This window comes from Nocardiopsis gilva YIM 90087, assembly GCF_002263495.1.
In the GTDB taxonomy this organism is placed as follows: domain Bacteria; phylum Actinomycetota; class Actinomycetes; order Streptosporangiales; family Streptosporangiaceae; genus Nocardiopsis_C; species Nocardiopsis_C gilva.
Window position 1 is genome coordinate 1,386,771 of the sequence record NZ_CP022753.1, and the last position, 25,127, is coordinate 1,411,897.

Annotated in this window: 23 protein-coding genes; 12 read left to right on the top strand and 11 right to left on the bottom strand. The window is 70.7% G+C overall.

What is annotated here, in order from left to right:
• The first annotated feature begins 51 nt into the window (after window positions 1-51).
• Window positions 52-978: a proline dehydrogenase family protein gene (locus CDO52_RS06585; RefSeq protein WP_026126022.1), complete on the top strand. Its 927-nt coding sequence runs from the start codon at window positions 52-54 to the stop codon at window positions 976-978.
• A 251-nt stretch (window positions 979-1,229) separates the two neighbouring features.
• Window positions 1,230-2,117 (top strand): Bax inhibitor-1/YccA family protein, encoded by an 888-nt coding sequence (locus CDO52_RS06590; RefSeq protein WP_017619917.1) that lies wholly within the window; start codon window positions 1,230-1,232, stop codon window positions 2,115-2,117.
• A 108-nt stretch (window positions 2,118-2,225) separates the two neighbouring features.
• Here CDO52_RS06590 and CDO52_RS06595 read toward each other — a convergent pair whose 3' ends face one another.
• The 3 genes from CDO52_RS06595 to CDO52_RS06605 form a co-directional block, all read right to left on the bottom strand.
• A complete protein-coding gene (locus tag CDO52_RS06595) occupies window positions 2,226-2,471 on the bottom strand; it encodes a DUF4287 domain-containing protein (protein ID WP_017619916.1) in 246 nt (81 codons plus the stop codon).
• Between the two features lie 253 nt (window positions 2,472-2,724).
• Window positions 2,725-3,948, bottom strand: a complete 1,224-nt coding sequence (locus tag CDO52_RS06600; RefSeq protein ID WP_017619915.1) for an acetyl-CoA C-acetyltransferase — start codon at window positions 3,946-3,948, stop codon at window positions 2,725-2,727.
• A 140-nt stretch (window positions 3,949-4,088) separates the two neighbouring features.
• A complete protein-coding gene (locus CDO52_RS06605) occupies window positions 4,089-5,153 on the bottom strand; it encodes an SGNH/GDSL hydrolase family protein (RefSeq protein WP_017619914.1) in 1,065 nt (354 codons plus the stop codon).
• A gap of 463 nt (window positions 5,154-5,616) precedes the next feature.
• Between CDO52_RS06605 and CDO52_RS06610 the strand changes: the two genes are divergently transcribed.
• The 3 genes from CDO52_RS06610 to CDO52_RS06620 all read left to right on the top strand — a co-directional run bounded on the left by CDO52_RS06610 (window position 5,617) and on the right by CDO52_RS06620 (window position 9,091).
• Window positions 5,617-6,984: a cystathionine beta-synthase gene (locus CDO52_RS06610; RefSeq protein WP_017619913.1), complete on the top strand. Its 1,368-nt coding sequence runs from the start codon at window positions 5,617-5,619 to the stop codon at window positions 6,982-6,984.
• A gap of 183 nt (window positions 6,985-7,167) precedes the next feature.
• On the top strand, window positions 7,168-7,803 hold the full coding sequence (locus CDO52_RS06615; protein ID WP_232524398.1) for an acyltransferase: 636 nt from the start codon (window positions 7,168-7,170) through the stop codon (window positions 7,801-7,803).
• Between the two features lie 142 nt (window positions 7,804-7,945).
• A complete protein-coding gene (locus CDO52_RS06620; RefSeq protein ID WP_017619911.1) occupies window positions 7,946-9,091 on the top strand; it encodes a cystathionine gamma-synthase in 1,146 nt (381 codons plus the stop codon).
• A gap of 96 nt (window positions 9,092-9,187) precedes the next feature.
• Here CDO52_RS06620 and CDO52_RS06625 read toward each other — a convergent pair whose 3' ends face one another.
• Both CDO52_RS06625 and CDO52_RS06630 read right to left on the bottom strand, forming a co-directional pair.
• Complete coding sequence (locus CDO52_RS06625) at window positions 9,188-9,640, bottom strand: DUF6292 family protein (RefSeq protein ID WP_017619910.1); 453 nt, start codon at window positions 9,638-9,640, stop codon at window positions 9,188-9,190.
• A 47-nt stretch (window positions 9,641-9,687) separates the two neighbouring features.
• Entirely contained in the window at window positions 9,688-9,996 is a 309-nt protein-coding gene (locus CDO52_RS06630; protein WP_232524399.1) for a hypothetical protein, read from the bottom strand.
• Window positions 9,997-10,254: 258 nt separating this feature from the next.
• Between CDO52_RS06630 and CDO52_RS06635 the strand changes: the two genes are divergently transcribed.
• Together CDO52_RS06635 and CDO52_RS06640 are read left to right on the top strand one after the other, a co-directional pair.
• Window positions 10,255-11,061: a GntR family transcriptional regulator gene (locus CDO52_RS06635; RefSeq protein ID WP_017619908.1), complete on the top strand. Its 807-nt coding sequence runs from the start codon at window positions 10,255-10,257 to the stop codon at window positions 11,059-11,061.
• Window positions 11,062-11,285: 224 nt separating this feature from the next.
• Window positions 11,286-11,840: a UTRA domain-containing protein gene (locus tag CDO52_RS06640; RefSeq protein WP_017619907.1), complete on the top strand. Its 555-nt coding sequence runs from the start codon at window positions 11,286-11,288 to the stop codon at window positions 11,838-11,840.
• Window positions 11,841-12,765: 925 nt separating this feature from the next.
• On the opposite strand, the gene CDO52_RS06645 is transcribed toward CDO52_RS06640, so the two are convergent.
• Together CDO52_RS06645 and CDO52_RS06650 are read right to left on the bottom strand one after the other, a co-directional pair.
• Entirely contained in the window at window positions 12,766-14,583 is a 1,818-nt protein-coding gene (locus CDO52_RS06645; RefSeq protein WP_094932808.1) for a vWA domain-containing protein, read from the bottom strand.
• Between the two features lie 27 nt (window positions 14,584-14,610).
• A complete protein-coding gene (locus tag CDO52_RS06650) occupies window positions 14,611-16,047 on the bottom strand; it encodes a sigma 54-interacting transcriptional regulator (RefSeq protein ID WP_094932267.1) in 1,437 nt (478 codons plus the stop codon).
• Between the two features lie 252 nt (window positions 16,048-16,299).
• On the opposite strand from CDO52_RS06650, the gene CDO52_RS06655 reads away from it, so the two are divergent.
• Both CDO52_RS06655 and CDO52_RS06660 read left to right on the top strand, forming a co-directional pair.
• The gene (locus CDO52_RS06655) at window positions 16,300-17,460 is read left to right on the top strand and encodes an FIST signal transduction protein (protein WP_017619903.1); all 1,161 of its coding nucleotides are present in this window, start codon (window positions 16,300-16,302) and stop codon (window positions 17,458-17,460) included.
• A 148-nt stretch (window positions 17,461-17,608) separates the two neighbouring features.
• Window positions 17,609-19,072 carry a hypothetical protein gene (locus tag CDO52_RS06660; protein ID WP_033300933.1) on the top strand — a complete coding sequence of 488 codons (1,464 nt, stop codon included), beginning with the start codon at window positions 17,609-17,611 and terminating at the stop codon, window positions 19,070-19,072.
• A 38-nt stretch (window positions 19,073-19,110) separates the two neighbouring features.
• Here the strand turns inward: CDO52_RS06660 and CDO52_RS06665 are convergent, their stop codons facing one another.
• The 4 genes from CDO52_RS06665 to CDO52_RS06680 all read right to left on the bottom strand — a co-directional run bounded on the left by CDO52_RS06665 (window position 19,111) and on the right by CDO52_RS06680 (window position 21,667).
• Window positions 19,111-19,692 (bottom strand): RDD family protein, encoded by a 582-nt coding sequence (locus tag CDO52_RS06665; protein WP_026126021.1) that lies wholly within the window; start codon window positions 19,690-19,692, stop codon window positions 19,111-19,113.
• A 1-nt stretch (window position 19,693) separates the two neighbouring features.
• Complete coding sequence (locus CDO52_RS06670) at window positions 19,694-20,371, bottom strand: RDD family protein (protein WP_157745458.1); 678 nt, start codon at window positions 20,369-20,371, stop codon at window positions 19,694-19,696.
• 124 nt (window positions 20,372-20,495) lie between these two features.
• A complete protein-coding gene (gene greA / locus CDO52_RS06675) occupies window positions 20,496-20,996 on the bottom strand; it encodes a transcription elongation factor GreA (RefSeq protein WP_017619899.1) in 501 nt (166 codons plus the stop codon).
• A 254-nt stretch (window positions 20,997-21,250) separates the two neighbouring features.
• The gene (locus tag CDO52_RS06680; protein ID WP_017619898.1) at window positions 21,251-21,667 is read right to left on the bottom strand and encodes a DUF4307 domain-containing protein; all 417 of its coding nucleotides are present in this window, start codon (window positions 21,665-21,667) and stop codon (window positions 21,251-21,253) included.
• Between the two features lie 164 nt (window positions 21,668-21,831).
• Here CDO52_RS06680 and mca point away from each other — a divergent pair, with 164 nt between their 5' ends.
• The 3 genes from mca to CDO52_RS06695 all read left to right on the top strand — a co-directional run bounded on the left by mca (window position 21,832) and on the right by CDO52_RS06695 (window position 25,032).
• A complete protein-coding gene (gene mca, locus CDO52_RS06685) occupies window positions 21,832-22,710 on the top strand; it encodes a mycothiol conjugate amidase Mca (RefSeq protein ID WP_026126020.1) in 879 nt (292 codons plus the stop codon).
• Between the two features lie 4 nt (window positions 22,711-22,714).
• A complete protein-coding gene (locus CDO52_RS06690; RefSeq protein ID WP_017619896.1) occupies window positions 22,715-22,948 on the top strand; it encodes a hypothetical protein in 234 nt (77 codons plus the stop codon).
• Window positions 22,949-23,049: 101 nt separating this feature from the next.
• A complete protein-coding gene (locus CDO52_RS06695; RefSeq protein ID WP_017619895.1) occupies window positions 23,050-25,032 on the top strand; it encodes a thioredoxin domain-containing protein in 1,983 nt (660 codons plus the stop codon).
• The last annotated feature ends 95 nt before the right edge of the window (window positions 25,033-25,127 follow it).

The following is a 25,127-nucleotide window of genomic DNA, read 5'->3' on the forward strand; positions in this document are numbered from 1 at the left end:
CGCGCCGCGCGAAGGGCGGCGGCGCGCCGGATGACACGACTGGGGTCGATCATGCTTCGTACGCCACTTCTGGTCGCGGCCCGCTCATCCGCCTGCCGCACCCTCGTTGAGCGCGCCCCCGTGACCCGGGGGCTGGTTTCGCGGTTCGTCGCCGGTTCCAGCCAGGAACAGGCGCTCCCGGCGGTCCAGGAACTCGCCCGGGACCGCTACGTGACCCTCGACCACCTGGGCGAGGACACCACCGACATCACCCAGGCGCAGGCCACCGTCACGGCCTACAGCCGGCTGCTGCGCGAGCTGGGCCGCCAGGGACTGGCCGACCGCGCCGAGGTCTCGGTGAAGCTCTCGGCGGTGGGGCAGTTCCTCTCCGCCGACGGCGAGAAGATCGCGCTGGACAACGCCCGGCGCATCTGCGAGGAGGCCGCCGCCGTCGGCACCACGGTCACCCTGGACATGGAGGACCACACCACCACCGACTCCACCCTGGGCATCCTGCGCGACCTGCGCGTGGACTTCCCCTGGGTGGGCGCGGTGCTGCAGGCCTACCTGCACCGCACCGAGGCCGACTGCCGCGACCTGCGCGACGCGGGCTCGCGGGTGCGGCTGTGCAAGGGCGCCTACGACGAGCCCGCCTCGGTGGCCTACCGGGACAAGGGCGAGGTCGACCGCTCCTACGTGCGCTGCCTGAAGATCCTGATGGCGGGCGAGGGCTACCCGATGATCGCCTCCCACGATCCGCGGCTCATCGCGATCGCCGGGAAACTGGCCGCGGACACCGGCCGCTCGCCGGACAGCTACGAGTACCAGATGCTCTACGGCATCCGCGACGCCGAGCAGGTCCGCCTCGCCGCCGAAGGCAACCGCATGCGCGTCTACGTCCCCTACGGCGACGAGTGGTACGGGTACTTCATGCGCCGCCTGGCCGAGCGCCCGGCCAACGTCGCGTTCTTCGCCCGCTCCCTGGTGAGCCGGGGCTGAGTCGCTTTTCCCTGCCCCTCCCCCCGCTGGGTCCCGGCCCGGTTCCGCTTTCCCCCGCGCGGTGACCGGGCCGGGAACCGGCACCCCCCGGCGGCCTTCGGCCGCGCGCGACCTCGACCGCCGCAGACCAGCGGCGGTGCGCCGCGGCCCGAGGCCGACACCCAAGCGTGACCCGCGCGGGGAACCGGCGCAGAGGCCGGTGCGTTAGGTTGGGGGAGATTCAGCGACGCCCTGGAAAGGCTTGCGAAGACATGCAGATGAGGAGTTCCAACCCCGTCCTGAAGCGGGCCATGCGCTCCGCTCAGCCGGGCTATGGCCAGCCCTATCAGGCTCCGTACGGCCAGGGCGGCCCCTACCAGCAGCAGGGATACGCGGGGTACCCGCAGCCCGGGCAGCAGCCCTACGGCCAGCCGGGCTACGGCCAGCCCCCCATGTCGGCCGAGGACGCCCGGCCGATGTCGATCGACGACGTCGTCATCCGCAGCGCGATGACGATCGGCATGGTCATCCTGACCGCCGCCATCACCTTCTTCCTGTTCCCGGCCAACCCCGGTCTCGGCATGGCGCTGACCTTCGGCGGCATGCTGGGCGGACTGGTCCTGGGGCTGATTATCGGCTTCAAGGGGTCCACCAACCCCGCCCTGATCCTCATCTACGCGGCGCTTGAGGGCCTGTTCGTCGGCGGTATCAGCCGCATCTTCGAGCTGTCGGCCGGCACCGCGCCCGGCCAGCTGGTCACCCAGGCCGTGGTCGGCACGATCGTCGCGTTCTCGGCGATGCTGGCGATGTACCGGATGCGGATCATCCGGGTGACCAACACCTTCGTCAAGGTCGTCTCGGTCGCCCTGGTCGCCGCGCTGGCGATGATCCTGCTCAACCTCGTGCTGAGCTTCTTCATCCCCGGTGGGCTCGGCCTGCGTGAGGCGGGGCCGCTGGGCATCGTCGTCTCGCTGGTGATGATCGTGATCGCCTGCGCCACCCTGGCCATCGAGTTCAAGGGCATCGAGGACGGCATCGCCGCCGGCGTCCCGAACAAGCTGGCCTGGCAGTTCGCCTTCGGCCTCACGGTCTCGCTGGTCTGGCTCTACATCGAGATGCTGCGCCTCTTCTGGATGATCTACGCGATCTTCAGCGAGTAGCCGCCCCCAGGGCGCCTACGGGCGCCACCGCACGCACAGAACCGCCCCGTCCGGGTGCCGCCCGGGCGAGGCGGTTCTTTTCTATTCACGGACGGGAGGGCTGGGGTGTCAGGGGCGCTGCCGCGGGATGGCTGTGCGGTTCCGGCGGCGCCGGTCGAATTCCTGGACGATGGCCTGCGCGTAGCCGTGGCTGAGCTGGTACTCGTCAGCGAGCCAGTTCGTGCGCTCGGAGCAGCGGGTGAGGCCCGGGCCCTTCTCTAGCTTGTCGAACCACTCGTGGAGTTGGCGGCCTGTTACGGACGGAATACGGGCGATGAGCAGCGCGTGGGTCTCCGGCGAGTGGGTTACCGACATAGGCACCTCCGAGGATGAGCGGCACTTACCTGCGACCTTGCATCAGGATCACGATTCGGACAAGCCCTCGAACCCAGCTTTTACGTTACTTTCCGGTACCTGTCCCTCCAGCTCGCCTTCACCGCCCGTTCGGAAACGGGACGGCGAGGGAGACCCAGGTCCGGACAGGCACGAAAAGCGGGGCACCCCTCGAAAAGGGGTGCCCCGCCGTAGGTGACCCGGGTGACCCGGTCGTCCGGGCCGGGGTGTCCGACTAGCTCAGCCGCTCGAAGACGGCCGCCATACCCTGGCCGCCGCCCACGCACATGGTCTCCAGGCCGAACGTCTTGTCGTGGAAGTCAAGCCCGTTGAGGAGCGTCGTGGTGATGCGCGCCCCGGTCATGCCGAACGGGTGGCCGACCGCGATCGCGCCGCCGTTCACGTTGAGCTGCGTGTCGATGTCGATCCCCAGGTCGTCGGCGGACGGCAGCACCTGCGCGGCGAACGCCTCGTTGATCTCCACCAGGTCGACGTCGTCGATGCTCATGTTGGCGCGGGCCAGCGCCTGGCGGGACGCCGCCACCGGGCCCAGCCCCATGATCTCCGGGGACAGCGCGCTGACGCCGGTGGACACGATCCGCGCCAGCGGGGTGATGCCCAGCTGGGCGGCCTTGGTGTCGCTCATGATGACCACCGCGGCGGCGCCGTCGTTCAGCGGGCAGCAGTTCCCGGCGGTCACCGTGCCATCGGGCCGGAACACCGGCTTGAGCTCGGAGACCTTCTCGTAGGTGGTGCCGCGCCGCGGGCCGTCGTCCGTGCTGGCCACGGTGCCGTCGGGCAGCGTGACCGGGATGATCTCGCGGTCCCAGAACCCGTTGTCCATCGACTTCTCGGCGAGGTTCTGCGAGCGGACGCCGAACTCGTCCTGGCGCTCGCGCGGCAGGCCGCGCATCTGCACCACGTTCTCGGCGGTCTGCCCCATCGCCATGTAGACGTCGGGCACCTCGCCGTCCTCGCGCGGGTCGGTCCACGACGGAGCCCCGCCCTCGGCGCGCCGGGCGGTGCGCTCCTCGGCGGTGGTGAACAGCGGGTTCTTGGTGTCGGGGAGCGAGTCGCTGTTGCCCTTGGTGAAGCGGCTCACCATCTCCACACCGGCGGAGATGAAGACGTCGCCCTCGCCCGCCTTGATCGCGTGGTAGGCCATCCGCGTCGTCTGCAGCGAGGACGAACAGTAGCGGGTGATGGTCGCGCCGGGGACCATGTCCAGGCCGAGCTGGACGGCGATCACCCGGGCGAGGTTGTTGCCCTGCTCGCCGCCGGGCAGGCCGCACCCGAGGAGCAGGTCGTCGATGGTCTTCGGGTCCAGCTCCGGCACCTTGGCCAGTGCAGCGGAGATGATCTGGGCGGTCAGGTCGTCTGCGCGCAGGTCCTTCAGGGACCCCTTGAACGCGCGCCCGATGGGCGAACGCGCGGTCGCGACGATGACGGCTTCAGGCATGCTCGCGGCCTTCCTCTTCGATGCCGGGCCGTCCGGGCAGGGCGGCCGATCGTGATGTTACTCGCACGTTAACCTGTTGGGTCGGCGCCGCTGACCTCGGGGGTCGCGTTGCCGGAGGGAGCCGGTGCCGCAACCTCCGCTCAGCCGCCGCCCTCGACGGGGGCGCCGCGCGCCTCGTCGGCTTCCCGCTCCACCTCGGCCCGCTCGGCCGTGGCCTCTCCCTCGATGTCCGGCACCGGCGTCTCGGTCCGGCGCCGCAGCAGGGTGGCCCAGCGGCCCCGCGGCCCGCGCTCGTGCCCGGCCACCTTGACGCCGCTGACCTCCATGCCGGGCTCCTCGGCCGCCTCGACGGCCGCCCGGGAGATCGGCAGCACGCCCTCGCCCTGGTCGGGGTCGGGGACCGTTTCCAGGTCCGGCAGCAGGCCGAGCGCGACGCACGCCGTGGGCAGCACCGCGATCGCCGCCTGGGCGTAGCCGCGCGCCGAGGGGTGAAACCGGTCCGGGCCGAAAAGCTCATCAGGGTAAGCCTGGAACTCGTCGGCCAGCATGTTGCTCAGAGAGACCGTGCGCCCTCCCTCCTCGACCACGGCGATGGTCTGCGCGGCGGCGAGCTGCCGGGACGAGCGCCGCGCGACGAGGCGCAGCGGCAGTCCGATGGGCCGCACCGACCCCAGGTCGGGGCAGGTCCCCACGACGACAGCGGTGCCCATCGAGGTCAGTTCGCGGACCACCGACTGCAGGTGGCGGACCGAGTCGGCCGGGCGCATGCGGTGGATGACGTCGTTGGCGCCGATGAAGACGATGGCCAGGTCCGGCCGCGTCGAGCGCACCTGTTCCAGCTGCTCGTACAGGCCCGCCGAGGTCGCGCCGACGGCGGCGACGTTGCGCATCCGCACCGGGCGTTCGGCGACCGCCGACAGCCCGCTGGCGATCAGGCTCCCCGGCGTCTGCAGGCCATCGGTGAGGGCGAACCCCGCCGCCGTGGAGTCGCCCATCATCACCAGTGAGATGGGCGTTCCGTCCCCGCTCCCGTAGACCCCGTTGACGCGCGGAGGCGTCCACTCGGTGAAGCCCACGGTGCGGTGGGCGAGCTTGGCTTGCAGGTACAGGAGTGCGATGGTCCCGGCTCCCAGTAGCGTCAGCCCACCCCCGCCGAAGGCGGTGGCGGTCGCGATCCTCCGAGCCCGTGCGGCGCGTAACGACATATCCCCGTCTCCCGTCCTGAACGGGTGACGACCCCTGGCGCGTCCGCTCCCGACGTCCCGCCCGCGGTGATCCGTACGCGTCGTCCGGGCCGCGAGAGCCCGGGGGTCCTCCCGTTCACTCCGTCTCCGGATTACTCAGCGGTAGCACTGATGTCAACGACCGTGGAGCGCGCCGGATTCCGCAGCGCCCGGGCGCGGCCGAAATCGGCCTTCCCGGTGATCTCCGGGCATGTCGCACGGGGCATGGTCACGTTAAGGTTCAGGTAACACGGACCTAACCGGTCCGTGCACGGCAATTGGCGGCCGTGACCACGACGGTTCGCGAGATCCGCGGCTGTCACAGGCATCGCGAGTGAGCCGGGCCGGGACCGTACCGCCGGTCCTCCAGGCGCGGAGCACGGCGGGCTGAGGCACCCGGAGGCGAACAAGCGATCTCATGCTTTGAAGGGGACGAAAAGATCTCATGCGGGTGCACAACTCACTGATTGAGCTGGTCGGCGACACTCCGCTGCTACGGATGAACAAGGTGACCAACGGTCTCGCCCCCACGATGCTGGCGAAGGTCGAGTACTTCAACCCCGGCGGTTCGGTGAAGGACCGCATCGCGTTGAAGATGGTCCTCGACGCCGAGGACAAGGGCCTGCTCAAGCCGGGCGGCACCATCGTCGAGCCGACGTCGGGCAACACCGGCGTGGGCCTGGCCATCGTGGCGGCCGAGCGCGGCTACCGCTGCGTGTTCGTCTGCCCGGACAAGGTCGGCAACGACAAGCTGGCGGTCCTGCGCGCCTACGGCGCCGAGGTCGTCGTCTGCCCGACCACCGTCGCCCCCGACCACCCGGACTCCTACTACTCGGTGTCGGACCGGCTCGCCTCCACCATCCCCGGTGCTTGGAAGCCGAACCAGTACACCAACCAGAACAACCCCCAGTCCCACTACGAGAGCACCGGCCCGGAGATCTGGGAGCAGACCGAGGGCCGCATCACGCACTTCGTGGCGGGGATCGGCACCGGCGGCACCATCAGCGGCACCGGCCGCTACCTCAAGGAGGTCTCCGGCGGCAAGGTCAAGATCATCGGCGCCGACCCCGAGGGGTCCGTCTACTCCGGCGGCAGCGGCCGCCCCTACCTGGTCGAGGGCGTCGGCGAGGACATCTGGCCCGAGACCTACGACACCAGCATCTGCGACGAGATCATCGCGGTCAGCGACAAGGACTCCTTCCTCATGACCCGCCGCCTCGCCAAGGACGAGTCGCTGCTGGTCGGCGGGTCGTGCGGAATGGCCGTGGTCGCGGCGCTGAAGGTGGCGGAGACCGCGTCGCCCGACGACGTGATCGTCGTCCTGCTGCCCGACGGCGGGCGCGGCTACCTGACCAAGATCTTCAACGACGAGTGGATGGCCGACTACGGCTTCCTGTCGACCGAGACCGAGGAGGTCACCGCCGGGCAGGTCCTCGGGTCCAAGGGGGCCGACCTGCCGGACTTCGTACACGTCCACCCGCACGAGACCGTGGGCGAGGCCGTGGCGATCATGCGGGAGTACGGCGTCTCCCAACTCCCGGTCCTGAAGGAGGAGCCGCCGGTCATGGCGCCCGAGGTCGTGGGCTCGGTGGCCGAGCGCGACATGCTCGACGCCCTGTTCAACGGCCGCGCGCAGCTCGGCGACCCGGTGGACAAGCACATGGGCGCGCCCCTGCCGCTGGTCGGCTCCGGCGAGCCGGTCAGCCGCTGCGTGCAGCTGCTGCAGAAGGCCGGCGCCGTCGTGGTGCTCGTGGACGGCAAGCCGGCGGGCGTCCTCACCCGCCAGGACCTGCTGGCCCACCTCTCGTCCTAGCCCGGCGTGCGCCGCGGGGGTGCCCGGCCGACCGGGCACCCCGAAAGCGCCGCACCGGTGGCGCCGACCGCGGTGCCACCGGGCCGTCCCTGCATCGCGCGCCGGATGCTATTACAGTTCACAGCATCATTACCGGCCGGTAGATACCTCCGGCGGGCGGAGACTTCAACGCAGGGGATTCGGGTGTCGCGACTGTTGTCCTGGATGGTCCGCGGGGTGTGGTCATGGGCCCGGCGGTGCGCCCAGATCCGCGCGGGATCCCGCGCGGCGCGCAAGTTCGCGGCGTTCGGAACCGGCACCTCGATCGCGTTCCCCCCGGCGACGATCTTCGGCGAGCCGTGGATCGAGATCGGCGAGCACACCCTGATCGGCGCGGACATCACCCTCACCGCCGGGATGGTGCCCGGCCTCGACCTGGGGCCCGAGCCGCTGGTCCGGATCGGCAGCGGGTGCACGGTCGGACGCGGCTCGCACGTCGTCGCCCACACCTCGATCGACATCGGCGACGACGTGTTCACCGGCCCCTACGTCTACATCACCGACCAGAACCACGTGTACACCGACACCGAGGTGCCCGTCGGCCGGCAGTGGCCGTCCGACGAACCGGTGGTCATCGGCCGGGGCACCTGGATCGGGACCAACGCGGTCATCCTCCCCGGCGTGCGGCTGGGCCGGAACTGCGTGGTGGCCGCCAGCACGGTGGTCCGCCCCGGCACCTACCCCGACCACAGCGTCATCGCCGGGATTCCCGGCAAGGTCGTGCGCCGCTACGACCCCGAAGCCGGGTGGGACCCGCCGATGCGCGACACCGCCGTGTGACCCGCGAACAACCACAGCGCCCCTACCTCCGTTGATCTCGGGGATATCGCCCTAATTTTCGCTGTTATTCGGTCGATATCCCCGAGATCAACGAGAACCGGCGCCCGCGACGCGGCCCCGCCAGCGCCGTTAGTCTGGGGCCATGACGTTCGATGGGTTCGAGACCCTGGCCATTCACGCCGGGCAAGAGGCAGATCCCGGGACCGGCGCGGTCGTGGTCCCCATTTTCCAGACGAGTACCTACACCCAGGACGGCGTCGGCGGCCTGCGCGGCGGATACGAGTATTCGCGCACCGGCAACCCGACGCGTGCCGCGCTGGAGGAGTGCATCGCCGCGCTGGAGTCGGGCACCCGCGGCCTGGCGTTCGCCTCCGGCATGGCCGCGGAGGACACCCTGCTGCGTACGATCGCCAACCCGCGCGACCACGTGATCATCCCCGGCGACGCCTACGGCGGCACCTTCCGGCTGTTCTCCAAGGTGCTGGACCGCTGGGGGGTGAAGTGGGAGGCCGTCGACCAGACCGATTCCGAGGCCGTGCGGGCGGCGATGCGGCCCGAGACCGTGGCGATCTGGACGGAGACCCCGACCAATCCGCTGCTGAACATCACCGACATCGAGGCCTTGGCCGCTATCGCGCACGAGGGCGACGCGCTCCTGGTCGTCGACAACACCTTCGCCTCGGCCTACCTGCAGCAGCCGCTGACCCTGGGTGCCGACGTGGTCGTGCACTCCATGACCAAGTACATGGGCGGCCACTCCGACGTGGTCGGCGGCGCGCTGGTGGTGGCCGACCCCGAGCTGGGCGACCGCGTCGCCTTCCACCAGAACACGATGGGCGCCGTGTGCGGCCCGTTCGACGCCTGGCTCACGCTGCGCGGCATCAAGACGCTGGCCGTACGCATGGACCGGCACTGCGCCAACGCCGAGCGCATCGCCGCCGAGCTGTCCGGGCATCCCGCGGTGGGCCAGGTGCTCTACCCGGGCCTGCCGGAGCACCCCGGGCACGACGTGGCCAAGCGGCAGATGCGCGCGTTCGGCGGCATGGTCTCCTTCCGGGTGCGCGCCGGTGAAGATGCCGCGCTGAAGGTGTGCGACCGCACGCGTGTGTTCACTCTGGCCGAGTCGCTGGGTGGGGTCGAGTCGCTGATCGAGCACCCGGGGCGCATGACGCACGCCTCGACGGCCGGGTCGCCGCTGGAGGTCCCCGCGGACCTGGTGCGCGTCTCGGTGGGCATCGAGTCGGCCGACGACCTGGTGGCCGACCTGCTGCAGGCGCTGGACTTCTGAGACGACCACGCGGTCCGCGGACGCGGATCCGAGTGACGGTGGCCGCGGTGCTCTAGGGCACCGCGGCCACCGCCGTCTACCGGCTCGGGGCCTGGCTCACCCGGCCGGTTCACGCCCCTGCGCGTACGCGGCGAGACGGCCGTCCAACGCGTCGCCGTAGTCGCGGAAGGAGCGGTATCGGGGCCGCTCGACGACCCCCTCGTGGCTTCCGTCGAGGACCTGTTCGACGAGGTCGGCCACCAGCGTGGGCGCGGGCAGCAGCCCGGCGCGGAGGTACCTCGTCAGGTGCAGCGGGACCCAGCCGTTCGCGTCCATGGGGCCCTGCCTCCAGCCGCTCTCCTCGTCCCAGACGAAGCGCAGGCGGCCGCCGGCATGGCCCCGCACGATGACGGTGGCGTCGCGGGGGTCCATGGGGTCGTTCCAGTGGTCGACCACCTCCACGCCCCGCGACGTCAGCTTGTGGGCGATGGCCTGAACGTAGGGTTCGGGGAGTCGAACCCACTCGGGTGAGTAGGGCACCGGGATCGGGGGAGGGCCGTAGTCGGTCACGGCGCGGTCCTTTGTCTAGGTGGGATCTCAGTGGGTCGCTGGGCCCTTCAGGCCACGGCCTTGCGGTGGTTCGAGGCACCGCCGTCACCGTCGTTGTCGCTATCGCTATCGCTATCGCTATCGCTATCGGTCGTACGGTCGGCGGTGTCGGAGTCGGGGGACTTCTCGGGGAAGCGGAGTCCAGAGAGGCTGCGGGCCGCTCCGGAGAACATGCGACGGTCCTGGCCGTCGCGAAGGGCGTGGTAACGCCCTCGGTCGGCGCGCTTGATCCCGATGGAGGCGGCGAGCAGCAGGCCGAAGATGGTGCTGAAGAAGGCGACCAGTAGCAACACGATCATCCCGAGTGCCAATGGCATCTTCCCCTCCTCTCATTTCGTGCGAACACCCGTCCTGCGTTCGAACGACCCTGGACTTCAGCGGGTCCACGGAGAGGAATGAGCCGACGAGCCGACTCCACCGGTATTACAGAGAGCGATGGGACCTATACGCTTCTATCTCCTGTTCGGCTTCATACGATTCATTCCTACAAGTCCCACCATGCTTTGGATTAAAGGGAGAGTCAAGTCCTTTGGGTAGAATCATGGGAACGAATCGGCGAACGGTTGGGAGAGACCATGGCCCGGCATTTGGAGATCGCCCATGACCTCATGGAGGGGATCGACGAAGGCCGTTACTCCCCCGGAACCGCACTTCCGACCGAAGATCAATTGATGAGCAACTACGGCACGTCGCGGAACACCGTCCGCCGCGCGCTGCGGGAGCTGTCGAGCCGGGGCCGCATCGACACCAGGCAGGGCAGCGGAAGCACGGTCCGCGAGTACCGGCCCACCGTCCACCTCGCCTCCTCGGCGAAAGGGGAGCCCGACGACGAGCGGTACACGCGCTACGTCGAACGCATCAAGGACGAGCAGGGCGTGGAGCCGACCCAGCGGCTCCGGGTGATCGTCGAGGCGGCCACCGGAAAACTGGCCCGGCTGCTGGACCTGGATCCTTCCGACACCGCCGGTTTCGTGGTGATCCGCCGCTGCGACCGCTACATCGGCCCGCGCCTCTGGCAGCGGCAGCTGTCCTACTATCCCGACTTCATCGCGAAGGGCGAGGGCAAGGGCGCGGCGCTGATGCAGCCGGAGGACATCCCCCGGGGCACCCGCGAGCTGCTCGCCGAGCTCGGCTATCCGCAGACCACATCATGGGACGTGGTCGGGGCGAAGATGCCGTCGCTGAAGGATTCGGCCCTGTTCGGTATCGGTCCCGGAACGCCGCTGCTCGTGCACGACCGCATGGCCTACTCGGGCGACACGCCGATCCGGTTCACCAAGACGCTGATGCCGGCCGACCGTCACCAGCTGCTCTATTTCGAGGGCGACATGACGCCCGAATCGCTCCGCAAGGCGACGGACGTCAACATCTACGACCACTGAGAAAAGGACGCGTGCCCAGCATGGATCCGAGGAAGGGGTGGCCGCCGGCTTAACCGCTAACCGAAGAGTTGAGGGTCCATCCCCACGACGTGGCATTCACGTGGCACGACGCGACCGGTCGCACAAGGTAAGGAAAAAGTGCGCTCGGTGAGTGGTCCTGCCGTCACAAAATCGGGTATAGCGCCACCGTTCACCCCCGAACGCCCGAGGAAAAGGTGGTCCGAGTGACCGAGGAATCCCCTGCCTTTCGGTATCCGGCTGCCCGCGAACGCGTCCGCGACGACACGGTGGATTGTGACGCGCTGGACCAATTCGTCAAAGACGCGGGGCGAAGTCCCGGCAAAAAACTGCAGGTCAGCCGGGAAGAATCCATTCCCTCGCAGATCGCCGAGCGGATGGGCGCCAAGGCCGCCGTGGTGCGCCGGGCGGTCCGTCTCATCGACGACCGTCCCGTCTCCGTCGAAACCTCCTACTACCCGGCCGATCTCGCCACCGGAACGGAGCTGGAGTCCGACGAGGACATCCCCCGCGGCACCATCAGAGTCCTGGCCGACCACGGGCACACCCAGGTCGGCTACCGGGACGAGGTGGTACCCCACACCCTCGACGAACACGAGGCCCGCGACCTCACCGCCGCGAAGGGCGCCGCTGCCCTGTGCATGGTGCGCACCGTGTGGTCACGCGAGCGCGTCCTCCGCGTGACCACCACGGTCACGCCCATGGGCGGCGACGTCGTCCTCTGCTACGACATCGGCGAACCGGCGCCAGCCGGAGCCTGATGCCGACCTAGCGGACACCGTCACCCGGACGGGAGAGCGGCGGGAGGGAGAGCGGCGCCGGTGCCGCCGATCCCGTCCGGGTGGGGTGGGGGCGGGTCTGCTGGGCGGCCCTGTTGGTTGTCATCCTCTCGGCGCCCTGTGGTGAAAAGCGGCACCGAAGGCAGAAGGGGACGGGGGCGCCGGTCCCCTGGCGGATGCGGCGGTGCGGGGCCAGCAGTGGTGGCCCGCGCGCCGGTCCCCTCCCCGGCGGAGCGGTGGGAGCGGCGGCGACGAGGGGGTGAGGGGCGGGCGCCCCTGATCGGTGTCCGGGCGGGCCATGCGGGCGGCCCGGAAGTCGGATTGCGGGCCGTCGGGTGCCGGGAATGCCCGGTTTGCCACAACTTTCCCGCGATGATCACGGGGATTCTTCCGATTTCCGGCCGGAAATCGGAAGAATCCCCGTGATCATCGGTGAGAGGGTGCCTCGGCTCCCGCATAGCGGAAGTGCCCTCACGCGAAGCGGAGCAGTGGTATTCCGGCTGGTCCTGGGGGCGCCAACCGGCTCGGCCGGATCCGCGCTCCCACGCCTCCACGGCGCAGAGAGCGCTTTCCCCGCCCCGGGACACCGTGCGCCCACCCGCCGGACGACCGGCGCGCCTAGGCCGTGTTTTTCGAATCATTTCTGGCTCGCGGCCACCGGAACGACGCTCGCTACGCCGCTCCACTCGCCAAGCCGACCTGGATTGACTTCGTGAAGCGGCTTGCGAGCGCCGCCCCGGACGGCCGCTCGCTGATCCGAAAGCATTCAAAAAACACGGCCTAGCCCCCACCGCCGTCGGTGCCGCTTTTCACCACCGAACACCGGATCAGCCGACCACCGACAAGGCCGCCCAGCGGGCCTCCTGCCCTCGTCCCGTGATCACCGCCGGATCGGCGGGTGGAGCGACTACTGGCCTCTGCGGATTCCGCGGCGTCGGGCGAGGAAGTCGTGGACGACCTGGGCGCCGAGCATGGTGCTGTCGGGCTGGACCACGTCGCCGCCGTTGCGGCGGGCGACGTCGTCGGCGAATGTGCGGAGGCGGGGGTCGTCCGCGAGGAGGACGATACGGAGGCGGGCGTCGCGGCGGGTCATGCGGTCGACCTCGGCGAGGGTCGCGGCCGTGGTCTGGGCCGATGGGGGCCACTGGAACGCCGGGGAGCCGTCCCCGGCCAGGTGGGCGGTGGGTTCGCCGTCGGTGACGATCAGGACGATCGGTGTGAAGTCCGGGTGGCGGTCGAGGTGGCGTCCGGCCAGGGCGAGGGCGTGCTGGAGGTTGGTGCCCTGAACCCGGTCCGGGGTGAGTTCGGCCAAGTCGGAGGCCGGGATCTCGCGCGCGTGGTCGTTGAACCCGATGATCCGGACGGCGTCCTGCGGGAAGCGGGTTGTCACCAGGGTGTGCAGGGCCATGGCGGTCTGCTTGGTGCTGGTCCACAGGCCGCGCCGGACCATCGAATAGGAGAGGTCGACCAGCAGGCACACAGCGGCGGCCGTCCGGTGCTCGGTCTCGGTGACCTCGATGTCCTCCATGCGGGGCCGGATGCCGCCGTCGGGGGTCGATCGGCCGCGCGCTATGGCGTTGCCCAGCGTTCGGACGACGTCGATCGCGCGCTCGTCCCCGGGCTCGGTGGGGCAGGAGGTGCCCGTGGGTTCCCCGCTCCAGCCGACGGGGGCCGCGCTGTGCCCGTTCCACGCGCTGTGGCCGCCGACCCGCCGGTCGCCCGGCCGATCGGCGGTGAGGATGTCGCGGAGCGCGGTCTCGCCGAGCCGCCGGAGCGCCTTGGGCGTGAGCTGTGGGCGGTTCCGGGTCCCGCGCAGGTAACCCTCCTCCCGCAGCCCGCGTTCGATCGCGCGGAGCCGGGCGACACTGTCGACGGCGGACTGGCCGAGGGCGCGGCGCACCGCGTCGTCGTCGATGTCCTCCAGGGCGGCTCCGGGATAATCCTGGCCCAGCGCCGTGTCCAGTTCGGTGAGGTCGACCAGCTCCTCCCAGGCGGACGCCGCCTCTCCCCGCCCCAGCACCTCGATGCCGTCCATCGACGTGGCGCCGGACCGGGCGAGGTCGGGGTTCCGGCGGGTGCGCAGGTGGCCGGCGAGCAGGTTGAGCCCGGTACCGAGGCCTGCGGAGCCGATGACGTGATCAGCGAGGGAGGTCAGCTCGGCGCGCTGTTCCGGGGTGAGGGAGTCCAGCGCCCGCTGCGCGGTGGCGGCCCGCCGGGCCAGCGTGTCGATGAGGTGATCGAGGTCGGGCGGCCGTTCCGGAAAGAAGTCGGCGAACTGGGCCATGAAGCGGTCGAACGCGGCCGGGCTGTGCTCGCCGCGCTCCTCGGCCGCGAGCATGTCGTTCAGGGCCGTGAGCATCGCGCGTAGGCGATGTGGATTGAGCGGCGGTGGCAGGTCCCCGTCCGCCCGCGTGGGGTGGGTGTCGTTGCCCCCCGCCGCTTGCCGCATGCCGGGCGGTGGTTCGTCCAGGACCTCGCGGAGCACGATGTCGAGCAGCCGCTCGATGCGCTCGCGGACCCGGCGCCGCAGTTCCTCCAAGCCAGCGGGAGACCCCTGGCCCCCGCTGTCGTGCGGGCCCGTCCGCAGCACCTCGCGCAGAGCATCGCCCGGCCGGGCACCGGCCATGACGCCGCGCCCCACCTCGTCCAGGGCGCCGCGGATGTCGAGGGGCGGTGCCAGGGGGTCGGGGCCGTCCTGGTACGCCCGGTACCGGACGCGGTCCATGCGCATCACTCCCGCTTCGCTCGGCCCTCAGGTCCGGTAGACCGCGTGGTCCTCCAGCTGCTCCTTCGAGAGCCGACGGTTCAGGTAGAGGCCTTCCATGGCGAACTCCAGCACCGCGGCGGCGTACCCCTCGTACCTCTTGGGATCGGCGGAGTCCTGGTCGGGCTCGACGCGGGTGACCAGGGCGTCCAGGCCGAGGAAGGCGCCGACGCCGCTCAGCAGCTCGGCGGCGCTGACGCGTTCACCCGCGTCGACCTTGGTGCCGTCGGCGAAGAGGTCGGCCAGCGGGGCGAGGGTCGCCTCGTCCACCGCGTGCCGGAACGTCTCGGCGGTGGCCCGGCGCAGCAGGTGGCTCAGGACCTCGGTCTCCCGCCCCTCCTCTCCGGCGTCGAACTCGACCTTGCCGACCAGCGTCTCCACGATCGGCGGCAGGTCGCAGACGCGGGCCACCGGCCGCTGCTCGCCGATGAGCGCGGCGCGGCGCTCGGCGGCGGCCGCGGCGGTCTCGATCCCGGCGATGGCGAACCGGGCGGACACCCCGGAGCGCGCGTCCACCGAGGACGATTCACGCACCAGCCGGGTGAAGCGGGCGACGACCTCCACCAGGTGCCGGGGCACGGTGACGTCGCCGCTCGGTGCCGCCTCCTGCAGGATCAGCGCGGCCTCGTCTTCCACTTCCCGCGGGTAGTGGGTGCGGATCTCCGCACCGAACCGGTCCTTGAGCGGTGTGATGATGCGCCCGCGGTTGGTGTAGTCCTCGGGGTTGGCGCTGGCGACCAGCAGCATGTCCAGCGGCAGCCGCAGCGCGAAGCCGCGGACCTGGACGTCGCGCTCCTCCAGCACGTTGAACAGGCCGACCTGGATCCGGGCGGGCAGGTCGGGCAGCTCGTTGAGGCAGAACACGCCGCGGTTGGCGCGCGGGACCAGGCCGTAGTGGACGCTCTCCGGATCGCCGAGGCTGCGCCCCTCGGCCAGCCGGATCGGGTCGATGTCGCCGATGAGGTCGCCGACGCCGGTGTCGGGCGTGCACAGCTTCTCGCCGTAGCGGTCCCAGCGGTGGACCCAGGCGACCGGCAGGTCGTCGCCGGTCTCCGCGGCTAGGCGCCGGCAGCGGGCGCAGACCGGCGCGTAGGGGTGGTCGTTGATCGGGCAGCCGTCGACGACGGGCGACCACGCGTCGAGGAGGCCGGTGAGCGTGCGGATCAGCCGCGACTTGCCCTGCCCGCGTTCACCGAGCAGGACGATGTCGTGCCCGGCCAGCAGCGCGCGCTCCAGCCGGGGCAGGACGGAGGCCGAGAAGCCGAGGATGCCGGGGAAGCGCTCGTCCCCGGAGCGGAGGCGGGCCAGCAGGTTCTCCCGCACCTCGGCCTTGACCGTGCGGTGCGTGTGGCCCGCGGCGCGCAGGGCGCCGAGCGTCGGGGGAGCGTTATCGGGAGCTGTGTGCGCGGATGTGACGGGGGACACGGCGTCGAGTCTACGCGCGCCGCGCGCGGTCGCACCGCCGAACCGTGTCCTCGGCGGTCGGGCACGGCGTGCGGCCTGCGACGACCGAATGGGGCACGGAGGGGATCGCGCTCGGGGATCTCAGGGGATAACAGGGGTGACGGCCGTATCAGATGACATGAGCGGGGTAGCGGGAAGAGTATGACGTCCTGGCAACCGCAGTAGGGTCCAGGAGAAGGCATTTTGACCATGACGATGTGAGGTGGCGGACGAGTGGCCAGGTTCGGTGATGCGCTGGCGACGGGCGCGGACCTCGTGAGCGCCGCGGAGCGGGCGGTGCTGGCCGCGATGCGCCCGCTGGAGGGACCGGCGGACCTCATCTGTTTCTGGATCAGCGGTGCCGACCCAGAAGAGGTGGTTCTGGCCGGGGAGCGTGTCATGGCGCTCGCGGACGGCGCGGTGACCATCGGCTGCACCTCCGGCGGCGTCATCGGCGGTGGCCGCGGCGTGGAGGACCAGGGCGCGGTGAGCGTGTGGGCGGCCCGGATGCCGTCTGTCACCATCACCCCGTTCCGCCTGGACACCGTGCCGGACGGCGACCACCTCGCCGTCGTGGGCATGCACGAGCCGTCCCCGGTCGACCAGGCCGCGTTGCTGCTGGTGGACCCCTACGAGTTTCCGACCCAGGCGTTCGTCGAGCGCTCCACCGAGGCCCTGGACGGCCTGCCGTTCGTCGGCGGGCTCGCCAGCGGCGCGCAGGGCCCGGAGTCGGTGCGGCTCTTCGCCGACGGCGAGGTCGCCGACTGCGGCGCGGTCGGGCTGCTGCTGGGCGGCTCCGGGATCGTCGGCACCATGGTCAGCCAGGGATGCCGCCCCGTGGGCCCGGCCATGGCGGTCACCAAGTCCGACGGCAACATGATCCTGGAGCTGGCCGGAGCCCCCGCCTACGAGCGGCTGGAGAACCTCATCAACGCGCTGCCGCCGGAGGAGCAGGAGCTGGCGGCGCAGGGCCTGCACATCGGCATCGCCATGGACGAGTACGCCGACCGCCACGAGCGCGGGGACTTCCTGGTGCGCTCGGTGGTGGCCGCCGACCCCGAGCTGGGCGCGATCACGATCGGCGACATGGTGGAGGTCGGCCAGACGGTGCGGTTCCAGGTGCGCGACCGCGACACGGCAGACGCCGACCTGCGCGAGCGGCTGCGCATGTTCGACGAGGACACCGGGGGCCGCAGTGCCGCCGCGCTGCTCTTCTCCTGCAACGGGCGCGGCTCCACCCTGTTCTCCAGCGCCGACCACGACGTCCGGATGGTCCGCCAGGCCCTCGGTATCGACGCGGTGAGCGGCTTCTTCGCCTCGGGCGAGATCGGCCCGGTGGCCGGCCGCAACCACCTGCACGGGTTCACCGCCTGTCTGCTCGCGTTCGAGTCATAGGCGCGGTGTCAACCCCCGTCTCCGCTGTTTTGACGTCGGCTTAGGTGGATCTTTACCGCACCGTCCGCCATGCCCGGCGCGCCAACTTTGTGACTCCATGTGGCTTCATGCTTACTGATGGTGGCGCAAAGGCGCTCTGGGGGTAAACATGACGCATGGCTTGTTGAAGACCGGCGCGGTCGCGGCGCTTGGAGCGCTGGCGCTCGCGTCACTGCCATCGGCGGAGCAGGCGGCGAGCGCGGCGGGCCGCGTGCCGCTGCACGGCTCGGACGGGAAGTGGATCGATGAGGATCTGACGGCCGCCGACCGCGTCGGGGCGGCCCTCGACGGCGACCGCATCCGCGTCGAGCGCCAGGGAGACCAGCCGCTCGGGGCGTCGCTGCGTTCGCAGCGGCCGGACCGCGTCTCCGGCGGCGCCGCGGACGAGCGTCCCGAACCCGGGGCCGCCCTGGAACGGGAGATCGGCGCGGCCCTGGCGACCTTCCCGGCCCACGAGCTGGACGACCCCGCCTCGGCCGTGGACGTCGCCGTGGACACTACGGGCGACGCCGAGGACTTCCAGGTCGAGGTGCGCGGACTCCGCCCGGACGGCATCTGGACCGAGTGGCGCGAGGCCCCCGGGGCGGAGGCATCGTCCCGGAGGAGCCGAGAGGACCCGCCAAAGGGCCACCGCGTCGCGCTCTCCACGCCGGTCGAGCAGGTGCAGGTCCGTGTCGGCATCACCCTGGACGCCGACGAGGACACCGCGCTGCGCGGCGTGCGCGTCCGCCCGTCGGGCGCGAAGCGGGGCGAACGGCACCCGCCGGGAGAACCGTTCTCCGCTCGGCTGTTCGCGACCCGGATCGGGCAGGTCGGCGGGCTCACCGCGAACGGCCACAGGATTCGGTCGAACGACCAGTTCGCCGCGCTTCCGTCGCGCCGCGGACTGGCCACCCGGGGCGGCAGCGAGTACACGGTGCGGGTCTGCACGACGGACGGCACGCGGCGGTGCGTGTACATGCCCGTCTGGGACGTGGGGCCGTGGAACACCAAGGACGACCACTGGAACGCCGAGCGTGAGAAGTGGCGTGATCTCTCGCGCGGAACGCCGCAGGCGCAGGCGGCGTACAGCGAGGGCTACAACGGGGGCCGCGACGGCTTCGGGCGCAAGGTCGCCAATCCGGCCGGCATCGATCTGGCCGACGGCGCCTTCCGTGAAGGGCTGGGGCTGCGGTCCAACGCGTGGGTCACGGTCGACTACCTGTGGACCGCGAAGTACACGCACCGTGCCGAGGTCGGCACCGCCTCTCAGGTCGACCCCGTGATCATCCGACCGGGGCCGGGGGCCTCGTTCCCGGCGAGCGGCCTGGCCGCGCACAAGGCCACCATCGACGTCCTCTGCCAGACCTCGGGGGACCGGGCCACGGGCCCCCAGGGCGAGACCGACGTCTGGTACCGCATCGGCGAGGAGAACTACGTCCCCGCGGCGTTCGTCAAGGGCGGCGAATCTGCCCCACCGTGCCCCGCGCGGGACGCCACGGCCGACGCGGGCCATCAGGAGGAGGCCGAGCCGGGGAAGTCCGGGAAGGACGACAAGGAAGACAAGGACGGCAAGGACGACCGGACCGGCTGACGGCCGACGAGCCGAGCGGCCCGCGATTCGGGTCGCGGCTAGAAGTAGGGCGCCGGGCGGGCGGGGGCAGGCCGAGTTCTGATGACCATGGTCCCGGCCGCCCGGTCGTGCAGGCTCTGCCCGAGGTGGCTGTCGGACCCGGCGAAGGCGCAGTCGACCAGGACCCAGACGTGGCCGACGCACAGCACGCTGTGCGGCAGGCCGAAGATCGCGGCCCGGCCGACGGCCTGGCCCTGACTGAGCCGTCCGCCGTCGGCGGCCCGCACCACCTTGAGCGACAGCGTCAACTGCCCGAGGGTGCGCCCCCAGGCGATGTGGAAGAGCCAGTCGTAGAAGAAGAGCAGGAGCCCCCAGCCGAAGACCCAGAGCAGGCCCCAGACGTCGTAGTAGTCCTGGGACAGGTCGGCCTCGAAGCCCGCGGGGTTGACGGCCGAGAAGACCAGCGTCACCAGGATGAAGAAGACGAAGGCGAACACGGACAGCGCCAGGTAGTCGATGATCCGCGCGCCCAACCGCACCCCGAACCCCGCGGGGGCCGGGTGCGGTCCGCTACCGGCGGCGGGCCCGGGAAGGGGCGGTGGTCCGTACGGCGGGCCGGAGTTCCATGGGGGAGTGTGCACGCTACTTCTCGATCACGATCGTGCTGACGGCCTTGTCGTGCAATGTCTGCCGCTTCGGTTCGTCCCACAGGGGCCACAGGAGGTCGAGGAGGGTGCCGACGAAGCTGCCGCCCATGCCGAGCGCCCTGAAGATCAGTTCGCGCCCGGCGGAGGCCATCTTCGTCGGCGGACGCAGGGTGTCCAGGGAGACGACCTGGATCCCCAGGGCGCGTTTGCCCAGCGTCTGCCCGGACTTGGCGTGGGACAGCCAGCGGTAGCAGAAGGTCGCCGCGAATACCGCGCCGAGCGTGAGCACCACCAGGGAGGCGACGACGTAGCCCTTCACCGGTCCGTCCGATGTCAGCACGTAGCCGACCCAGACGCCGGCTCCGACGATGACTGCCGCCATGAGGATGATGATCGCGGTGTCGAAGAGGTGGGCGGCGACGCGCTGCCCCCAGCTCGCGAGCGGCGCCGGGGGAGCGGCGGGAGCACCGGCGTAGCCGGGATAACCGGGATACCCGGGGGAGGGCGGCCCGTATCCGGGCTGGGGGTATCCGTGCGTCGGCGTGCTCGGGGGTATCGGGCTGTTAGGCCCCGCGTCCGGAGACGGACCGTATCCGCCGTCCTCATCCTGCGGTGCGGGGGCGCCCTGCGCCGGATATCCGGAATTCGGGGCATTCCATGATGGGGTGGTCACCGCGGCATTATGCCTGACACCGGGGACGCGCTGCGGCAGGGTTCGCGGGGACGCCCGCGGGACAAAGGCGCCCCAACGCGGAAGGGGTGGCTCGTGGCCACCCCCTCCGCAGTTGATATGGGGGCTACGCGCCGCCGTACGGGACGGCGTCGATGATGTCCACCTTCAGGCTCTTGCCGTTCGGCAGGGTGTACTTCGCCGAATCGCCGATCTTCTTACCCGTGATCGCGCTACCCAGCGGTGACTTGGGGGAGTAGACGTCGATCGGAGCTCCGCTCTCCTCACGGGAGGCGAGGAGGAACGTGATCTCCTCGTCGTCTCCTTCGAACTTGACGGTCACGGTCATACCGGGGCCGACTTCACCCGCCGTGCGCGGGGCCTCGCCCACACGCGCATTGCGCAGGATTCCCTGGAGCTGTGCGATGCGGGCCTCGATCTTGCCCTGCTCTTCCTTGGCGGCGTGGTAGCCGCCGTTCTCTCGCAGGTCACCCTCTTCGCGGGCGGCTTCGATCTTGTCGGCGATCTCGATGCGACCAGGCCCCGACAGGTGCTCCAGCTCCGCCTTGAGCCGGTCATACGCCTCCTGAGTCAGCCAGGTGACGTTGTCATCGCGGGTCTCGGTCACGGGAACTCCCTTTGGTGCGACTAGTAACTGCGAACCGCCATCCGGCCGCAGATGAACTTACGAGATTATCACCGCGCCCTGTCGGTGGCCGGGGCTTCGATTCCCTCACCAGGACGCATGCCCAATAGCGGACCGGGCGTGCGCTGCGAGGCGGGTGGAGCCGAAGGACGGCGTGGACCGTGGCGCGTCGGGGTGGACATCGGCTGACAGGGGTGGGATCGGCGTGGATCCCGGCTCATTTCGAAGGGACGGGACTACTCTTCCGAACCTTGTTCCCTGCAGGAGGTCACTTCTACCGCCGATGCCGTGCGAACCGTGTCAACGTTGGTAGTGACGTTGCGGTTTCCGGCCTTGACCTCCACGCGGTCCTGGCCGACCTCAACATGGTGCGCGTCGGTGGCGCTGATCACACAGACCGCGGGGCTGCCGCTGTTCACCTGGAAGGTGATGGTCGCCTCATCCTCGGACTCGGCGTTCCAGGCGATGGTTTGATACGACACGCTCCCGGTGTGGCCGCCGTAGCTCATCAGTGCCGATCCCCACCCGATGGTGAAGATCCCGGCGCCCAGCAGGCCCATCAGGAAGATGAACGGCTTGTTCCCGTAGAGACGCCGCATGCCCCGGGCCGGTGGAGCGGCGTCGGGGTTGGAAGCGGAAGGGCTGTCGGGCATACGGGAATCTCCGAACGTGCGGTCTACGTTGTCTAAGATAGCTCCGTCCTGAGTGACTCCCGCTCCACCCCCGCTCCTCGCGAGTTCGCAAGGCCAGGAGCATGGTGGCTTTCTGGCGGAGCGGTCGATCGCAGCTTCCGCGACTATCCAAGGGGATTCGTCCGTTGTCCGAGCGCTTGCGGCTGATGGCCGTTCATGCCCACCCTGATGATGAGTCCAGCAAAGGCGCCGCCACGATGGCACGCTACGTCAGCGAAGGCGCCGAAGTGCTGGTCGTCACACTGACCGGAGGAGAACGCGGCTCCATCCTCAACCCTGCCATGGACCGCCCGGAGATCGTCGCCAACATCGGCGAGGTCCGCCGCAAGGAGATGGCCGAGGCACGCCAGATCCTCGGCGTCCACCAGGAGTTCAGCGGCTTCGTCGACTCCGGCCTGCCCGAAGGCGACCCACTGCCCCCGCTCCCCGAGGGCTGCTTCGCGCTGCAGCCGCTCGACGTGGCCTCCGAACCGCTGGTCCGCTCCGTGCGCTCCTTCAAGCCGCACGTGATGATCACCTACGACGAGAACGGCGGCTACCCGCACCCCGACCACATCATGACCCACAAGGTCTCGGTCGAGGCCTTCGACGCCGCGGGCGACCCCGAACGCTACCCCGAGGCCGGCGACCCGTGGCAGCCCCTCAAGCTCTACTACCACGTCTCCTTCCCCCGGGTCCGGTTCGAGGCCCTCTCCCAGATGCTCGACGAGCGGGAGCTGGAGAACCCCTACAAGGAGTGGATGAAGCGCATCGACGAGCGCAAGTGGCCGGAGTGGGAGATCACCACGCAGGTCCGCTGCGACGAGCACTTCGAGACCCGCGACCGCGCCCTGATCGCGCACGCCACCCAGATCGACCCCAACGGGTTCTGGTTCGCCGTGCCGATGGACGTCCAGCGCGAGGCCTGGCCGTATGAGGACTACCACCTCGCACGGTCCCTCGTGGACACCGACATCCCAGAGAAGGACCTGTTCGCAGGGGTCCGCGAAGCAGTGAGAGCATAGAGGCATGAAGGCCGCTCTCGTCCTCGCACAGACCGATCTCGACGTCGACGCGATCACCCCCGGGGTGCTCGGGTTCATCATCGTCGCCCTGATCGGGTTCGCCCTCTACCTGCTGATGAAGTCCATGAGCAAGAAGCTCGTCGGCGTCCGGCAGGCGAACTTCGACGCCGACGCGTCGCAGGCCGAGAGCGGCACCGCCAATGAGGCCGGGGCCGAACCGGGGGAGCAGAAGTCCTAGCCGCGCGCCGCGCCGGCAGCGCGGCCGCCCGACGCCGCTGACCACCTCCGCGGCACGCTCCCCGGTGTGTCGGACCCGGCCCGCTCGGGCAGGGTGGGGACATGTCCAATCGTCTCGCCGACGCGACCAGTCCCTACCTCCTCCAGCACGCCGACAACCCCGTCGACTGGCAGCCCTGGGGTGAGGAGGCCTTCGCCGAGGCCCGCCGCCGACAGGTCCCCATCCTCGTCTCCGTGGGGTATGCGGCCTGTCACTGGTGCCACGTCATGGCGCACGAGTCCTTCGAGGACCAGTCCACCGCCGACCTGATGAACGCCGGCTTCGTCAACATCAAGGTCGACCGCGAGGAGCGCCCCGACGTCGACGCCGTCTACATGGAGGCCACCCAGGCCATGACCGGCCAGGGCGGCTGGCCCATGACCGTCTTCACCACCCCCGACGGCGCGCCGTTCTACTGCGGCACCTACTTCCCGCGCGAGCACTTCCAACGCCTCCTCCAGGGCGTCTCGCGCGCCTGGGAGCAGGAGCGCGAGGGCGTCGTGGAGCAGGGGCGCCGCGTCGTCGAGGCGCTCAGCGCCCCCCGGTCGCTGCCCAAGGCGGCGCCGCCCGGCCCCGAGGTGCTGGACACCGCCGTCGCCGCGCTGGCCCGCGACTACGACGACGTCAACGGCGGCTACGGCAGTGCGCCCAAGTTCCCGCCGTCCATGGTGCAGTCCTTCCTGCTGGCGCACCACGCCCGCACCGGCGAGCGGCGCAGCCTGGACGCCGCCGCCCACACGGCCGGGGCGATGGCCCGGGGCGGCATGTACGACCAGCTCGGCGGCGGGTTCTCCCGCTACTCGGTGGACGCGGCGTGGGTCGTGCCGCACTTCGAGAAGATGCTCTACGACAACGCCCTGCTCGCCCGCGCCTACACCCGGCTGTGGCGCGCCACCGGCGACGACCTCGCGCGGCGGGTCGCCCTGGAAACCCTCGACTGGATGGTCGCGGACCTGCGCACCGCCGAGGGCGGCTTCGCCTCCGCCCTGGACGCCGACAGCGAGGGCGAGGAGGGCCGCTACTACGTCTGGACGCCCGAGCAGCTGCGCGCGGTGCTGGGGGACGACGACGGCGCCTGGGCGGCCGACCTCTACGGCGTCACCGCCACCGGCACCTTCGAGCACGGCGCCTCGGTGCTGCAACTGCGCGCCGACCCCGACGACCCCGACCGCCACGCCCGCGTCCGCTCCGCTCTGCTGGCCGCGCGCGCCCAGCGCGTCCGGCCGGAGCGCGACGACAAGGCGGTGGCCGCCTGGAACGGCCTGGCGATCGCCGCGCTGGCCGAGGCCGGCGCCCTCCTCGACCGCCCCGACCTGGTGGATCACGCCCGCGCCGCCGCGCGCCTGCTCCGTGACGTCCACATGCACGACGGCCGGATCCTGCGTACCTCGCGCGATGGCGTCGCGGGCGGGAGCGCCGGTGTCCTGGAGGACTACGGCGATGTCGCCGAGGGGCTGCTGGCGCTGCACGCCGTCACCGGCGAACCGGAGTGGGTGACCCTGGCGGGCGGCCTGCTGGACACGGTCCTGGTGCACTTCGCCGACGGCGAGGGCGGGTTCTTCGACACCGCCGACGACAGCGAGGCGCTGTTCAACCGCCCCCGGGACCCCACGGACAACGTGACGCCCTCGGGCTGGTTCGCCGCCGCCGGAGCGCTGCTCACCTACGCCGGACTGACCGGCACGCCCCGGTACCGCCAGGCCGCCGAAGCGGCGCTGTCCCCGGTGACACTGCTCGCCGAGAAGGCCGCGCGCTTCGCCGGGTGGGGGCTGACCGTGGCCGAGACGCTGCTCAGCGGGCCGCTGGAGATCGCCGTGGTGGGCCCGTCGGACGACCCGCGTACCCGGGAACTGCACCGCACCGCCCTGCACCACGCCCCCTTCGGCACCGCCGTGACCCTGGGCGACGGCACCGCCGACGGCGGGGTCCCCCTGCTCACGGACCGGCCCCTGGTGGACGGTGCCCCAGCGGTCTACGTCTGCCAGGGCTTCACCTGCGATCTGCCCGTCACCACACCCGAGCGGCTGCGGGAACGCCTGCGCTGAGCGCCGCGTTGGCAGACAAGAACCCGTGCGGGGCGGCGGATCCCGCCGTCCGCGCGCGGGTCACACTGGGCCGTACGGGGAATGATCCGCATCGC

Bases quoted from the DNA above. Each gene is read 5' to 3' on its own strand.
- CDO52_RS06585 (WP_026126022.1), top strand. From the start codon at position 52: ATGCTTCGTACGCCACTTCTGGTCGCGGCCCGCTCATCCGCCTGCCGC.
- CDO52_RS06590 (WP_017619917.1), top strand. From the start codon at position 1,230: ATGCAGATGAGGAGTTCCAACCCCGTCCTGAAGCGGGCCATGCGCTCC.
- CDO52_RS06595 (WP_017619916.1), bottom strand. From the start codon at position 2,471: ATGTCGGTAACCCACTCGCCGGAGACCCACGCGCTGCTCATCGCCCGT.
- CDO52_RS06600 (WP_017619915.1), bottom strand. From the start codon at position 3,948: ATGCCTGAAGCCGTCATCGTCGCGACCGCGCGTTCGCCCATCGGGCGC.
- CDO52_RS06605 (WP_017619914.1), bottom strand. From the start codon at position 5,153: ATGTCGTTACGCGCCGCACGGGCTCGGAGGATCGCGACCGCCACCGCC.
- CDO52_RS06610 (WP_017619913.1), top strand. From the start codon at position 5,617: ATGCGGGTGCACAACTCACTGATTGAGCTGGTCGGCGACACTCCGCTG.
- CDO52_RS06620 (WP_017619911.1), top strand. From the start codon at position 7,946: ATGACGTTCGATGGGTTCGAGACCCTGGCCATTCACGCCGGGCAAGAG.
- CDO52_RS06630 (WP_232524399.1), bottom strand. From the start codon at position 9,996: ATGCCATTGGCACTCGGGATGATCGTGTTGCTACTGGTCGCCTTCTTC.
- CDO52_RS06635 (WP_017619908.1), top strand. From the start codon at position 10,255: ATGGCCCGGCATTTGGAGATCGCCCATGACCTCATGGAGGGGATCGAC.
- CDO52_RS06645 (WP_094932808.1), bottom strand. From the start codon at position 14,583: ATGGACCGCGTCCGGTACCGGGCGTACCAGGACGGCCCCGACCCCCTG.
- CDO52_RS06660 (WP_033300933.1), top strand. From the start codon at position 17,609: ATGACGCATGGCTTGTTGAAGACCGGCGCGGTCGCGGCGCTTGGAGCG.
- CDO52_RS06680 (WP_017619898.1), bottom strand. From the start codon at position 21,667: ATGCCCGACAGCCCTTCCGCTTCCAACCCCGACGCCGCTCCACCGGCC.
- CDO52_RS06690 (WP_017619896.1), top strand. From the start codon at position 22,715: ATGAAGGCCGCTCTCGTCCTCGCACAGACCGATCTCGACGTCGACGCG.
- CDO52_RS06695 (WP_017619895.1), top strand. From the start codon at position 23,050: ATGTCCAATCGTCTCGCCGACGCGACCAGTCCCTACCTCCTCCAGCAC.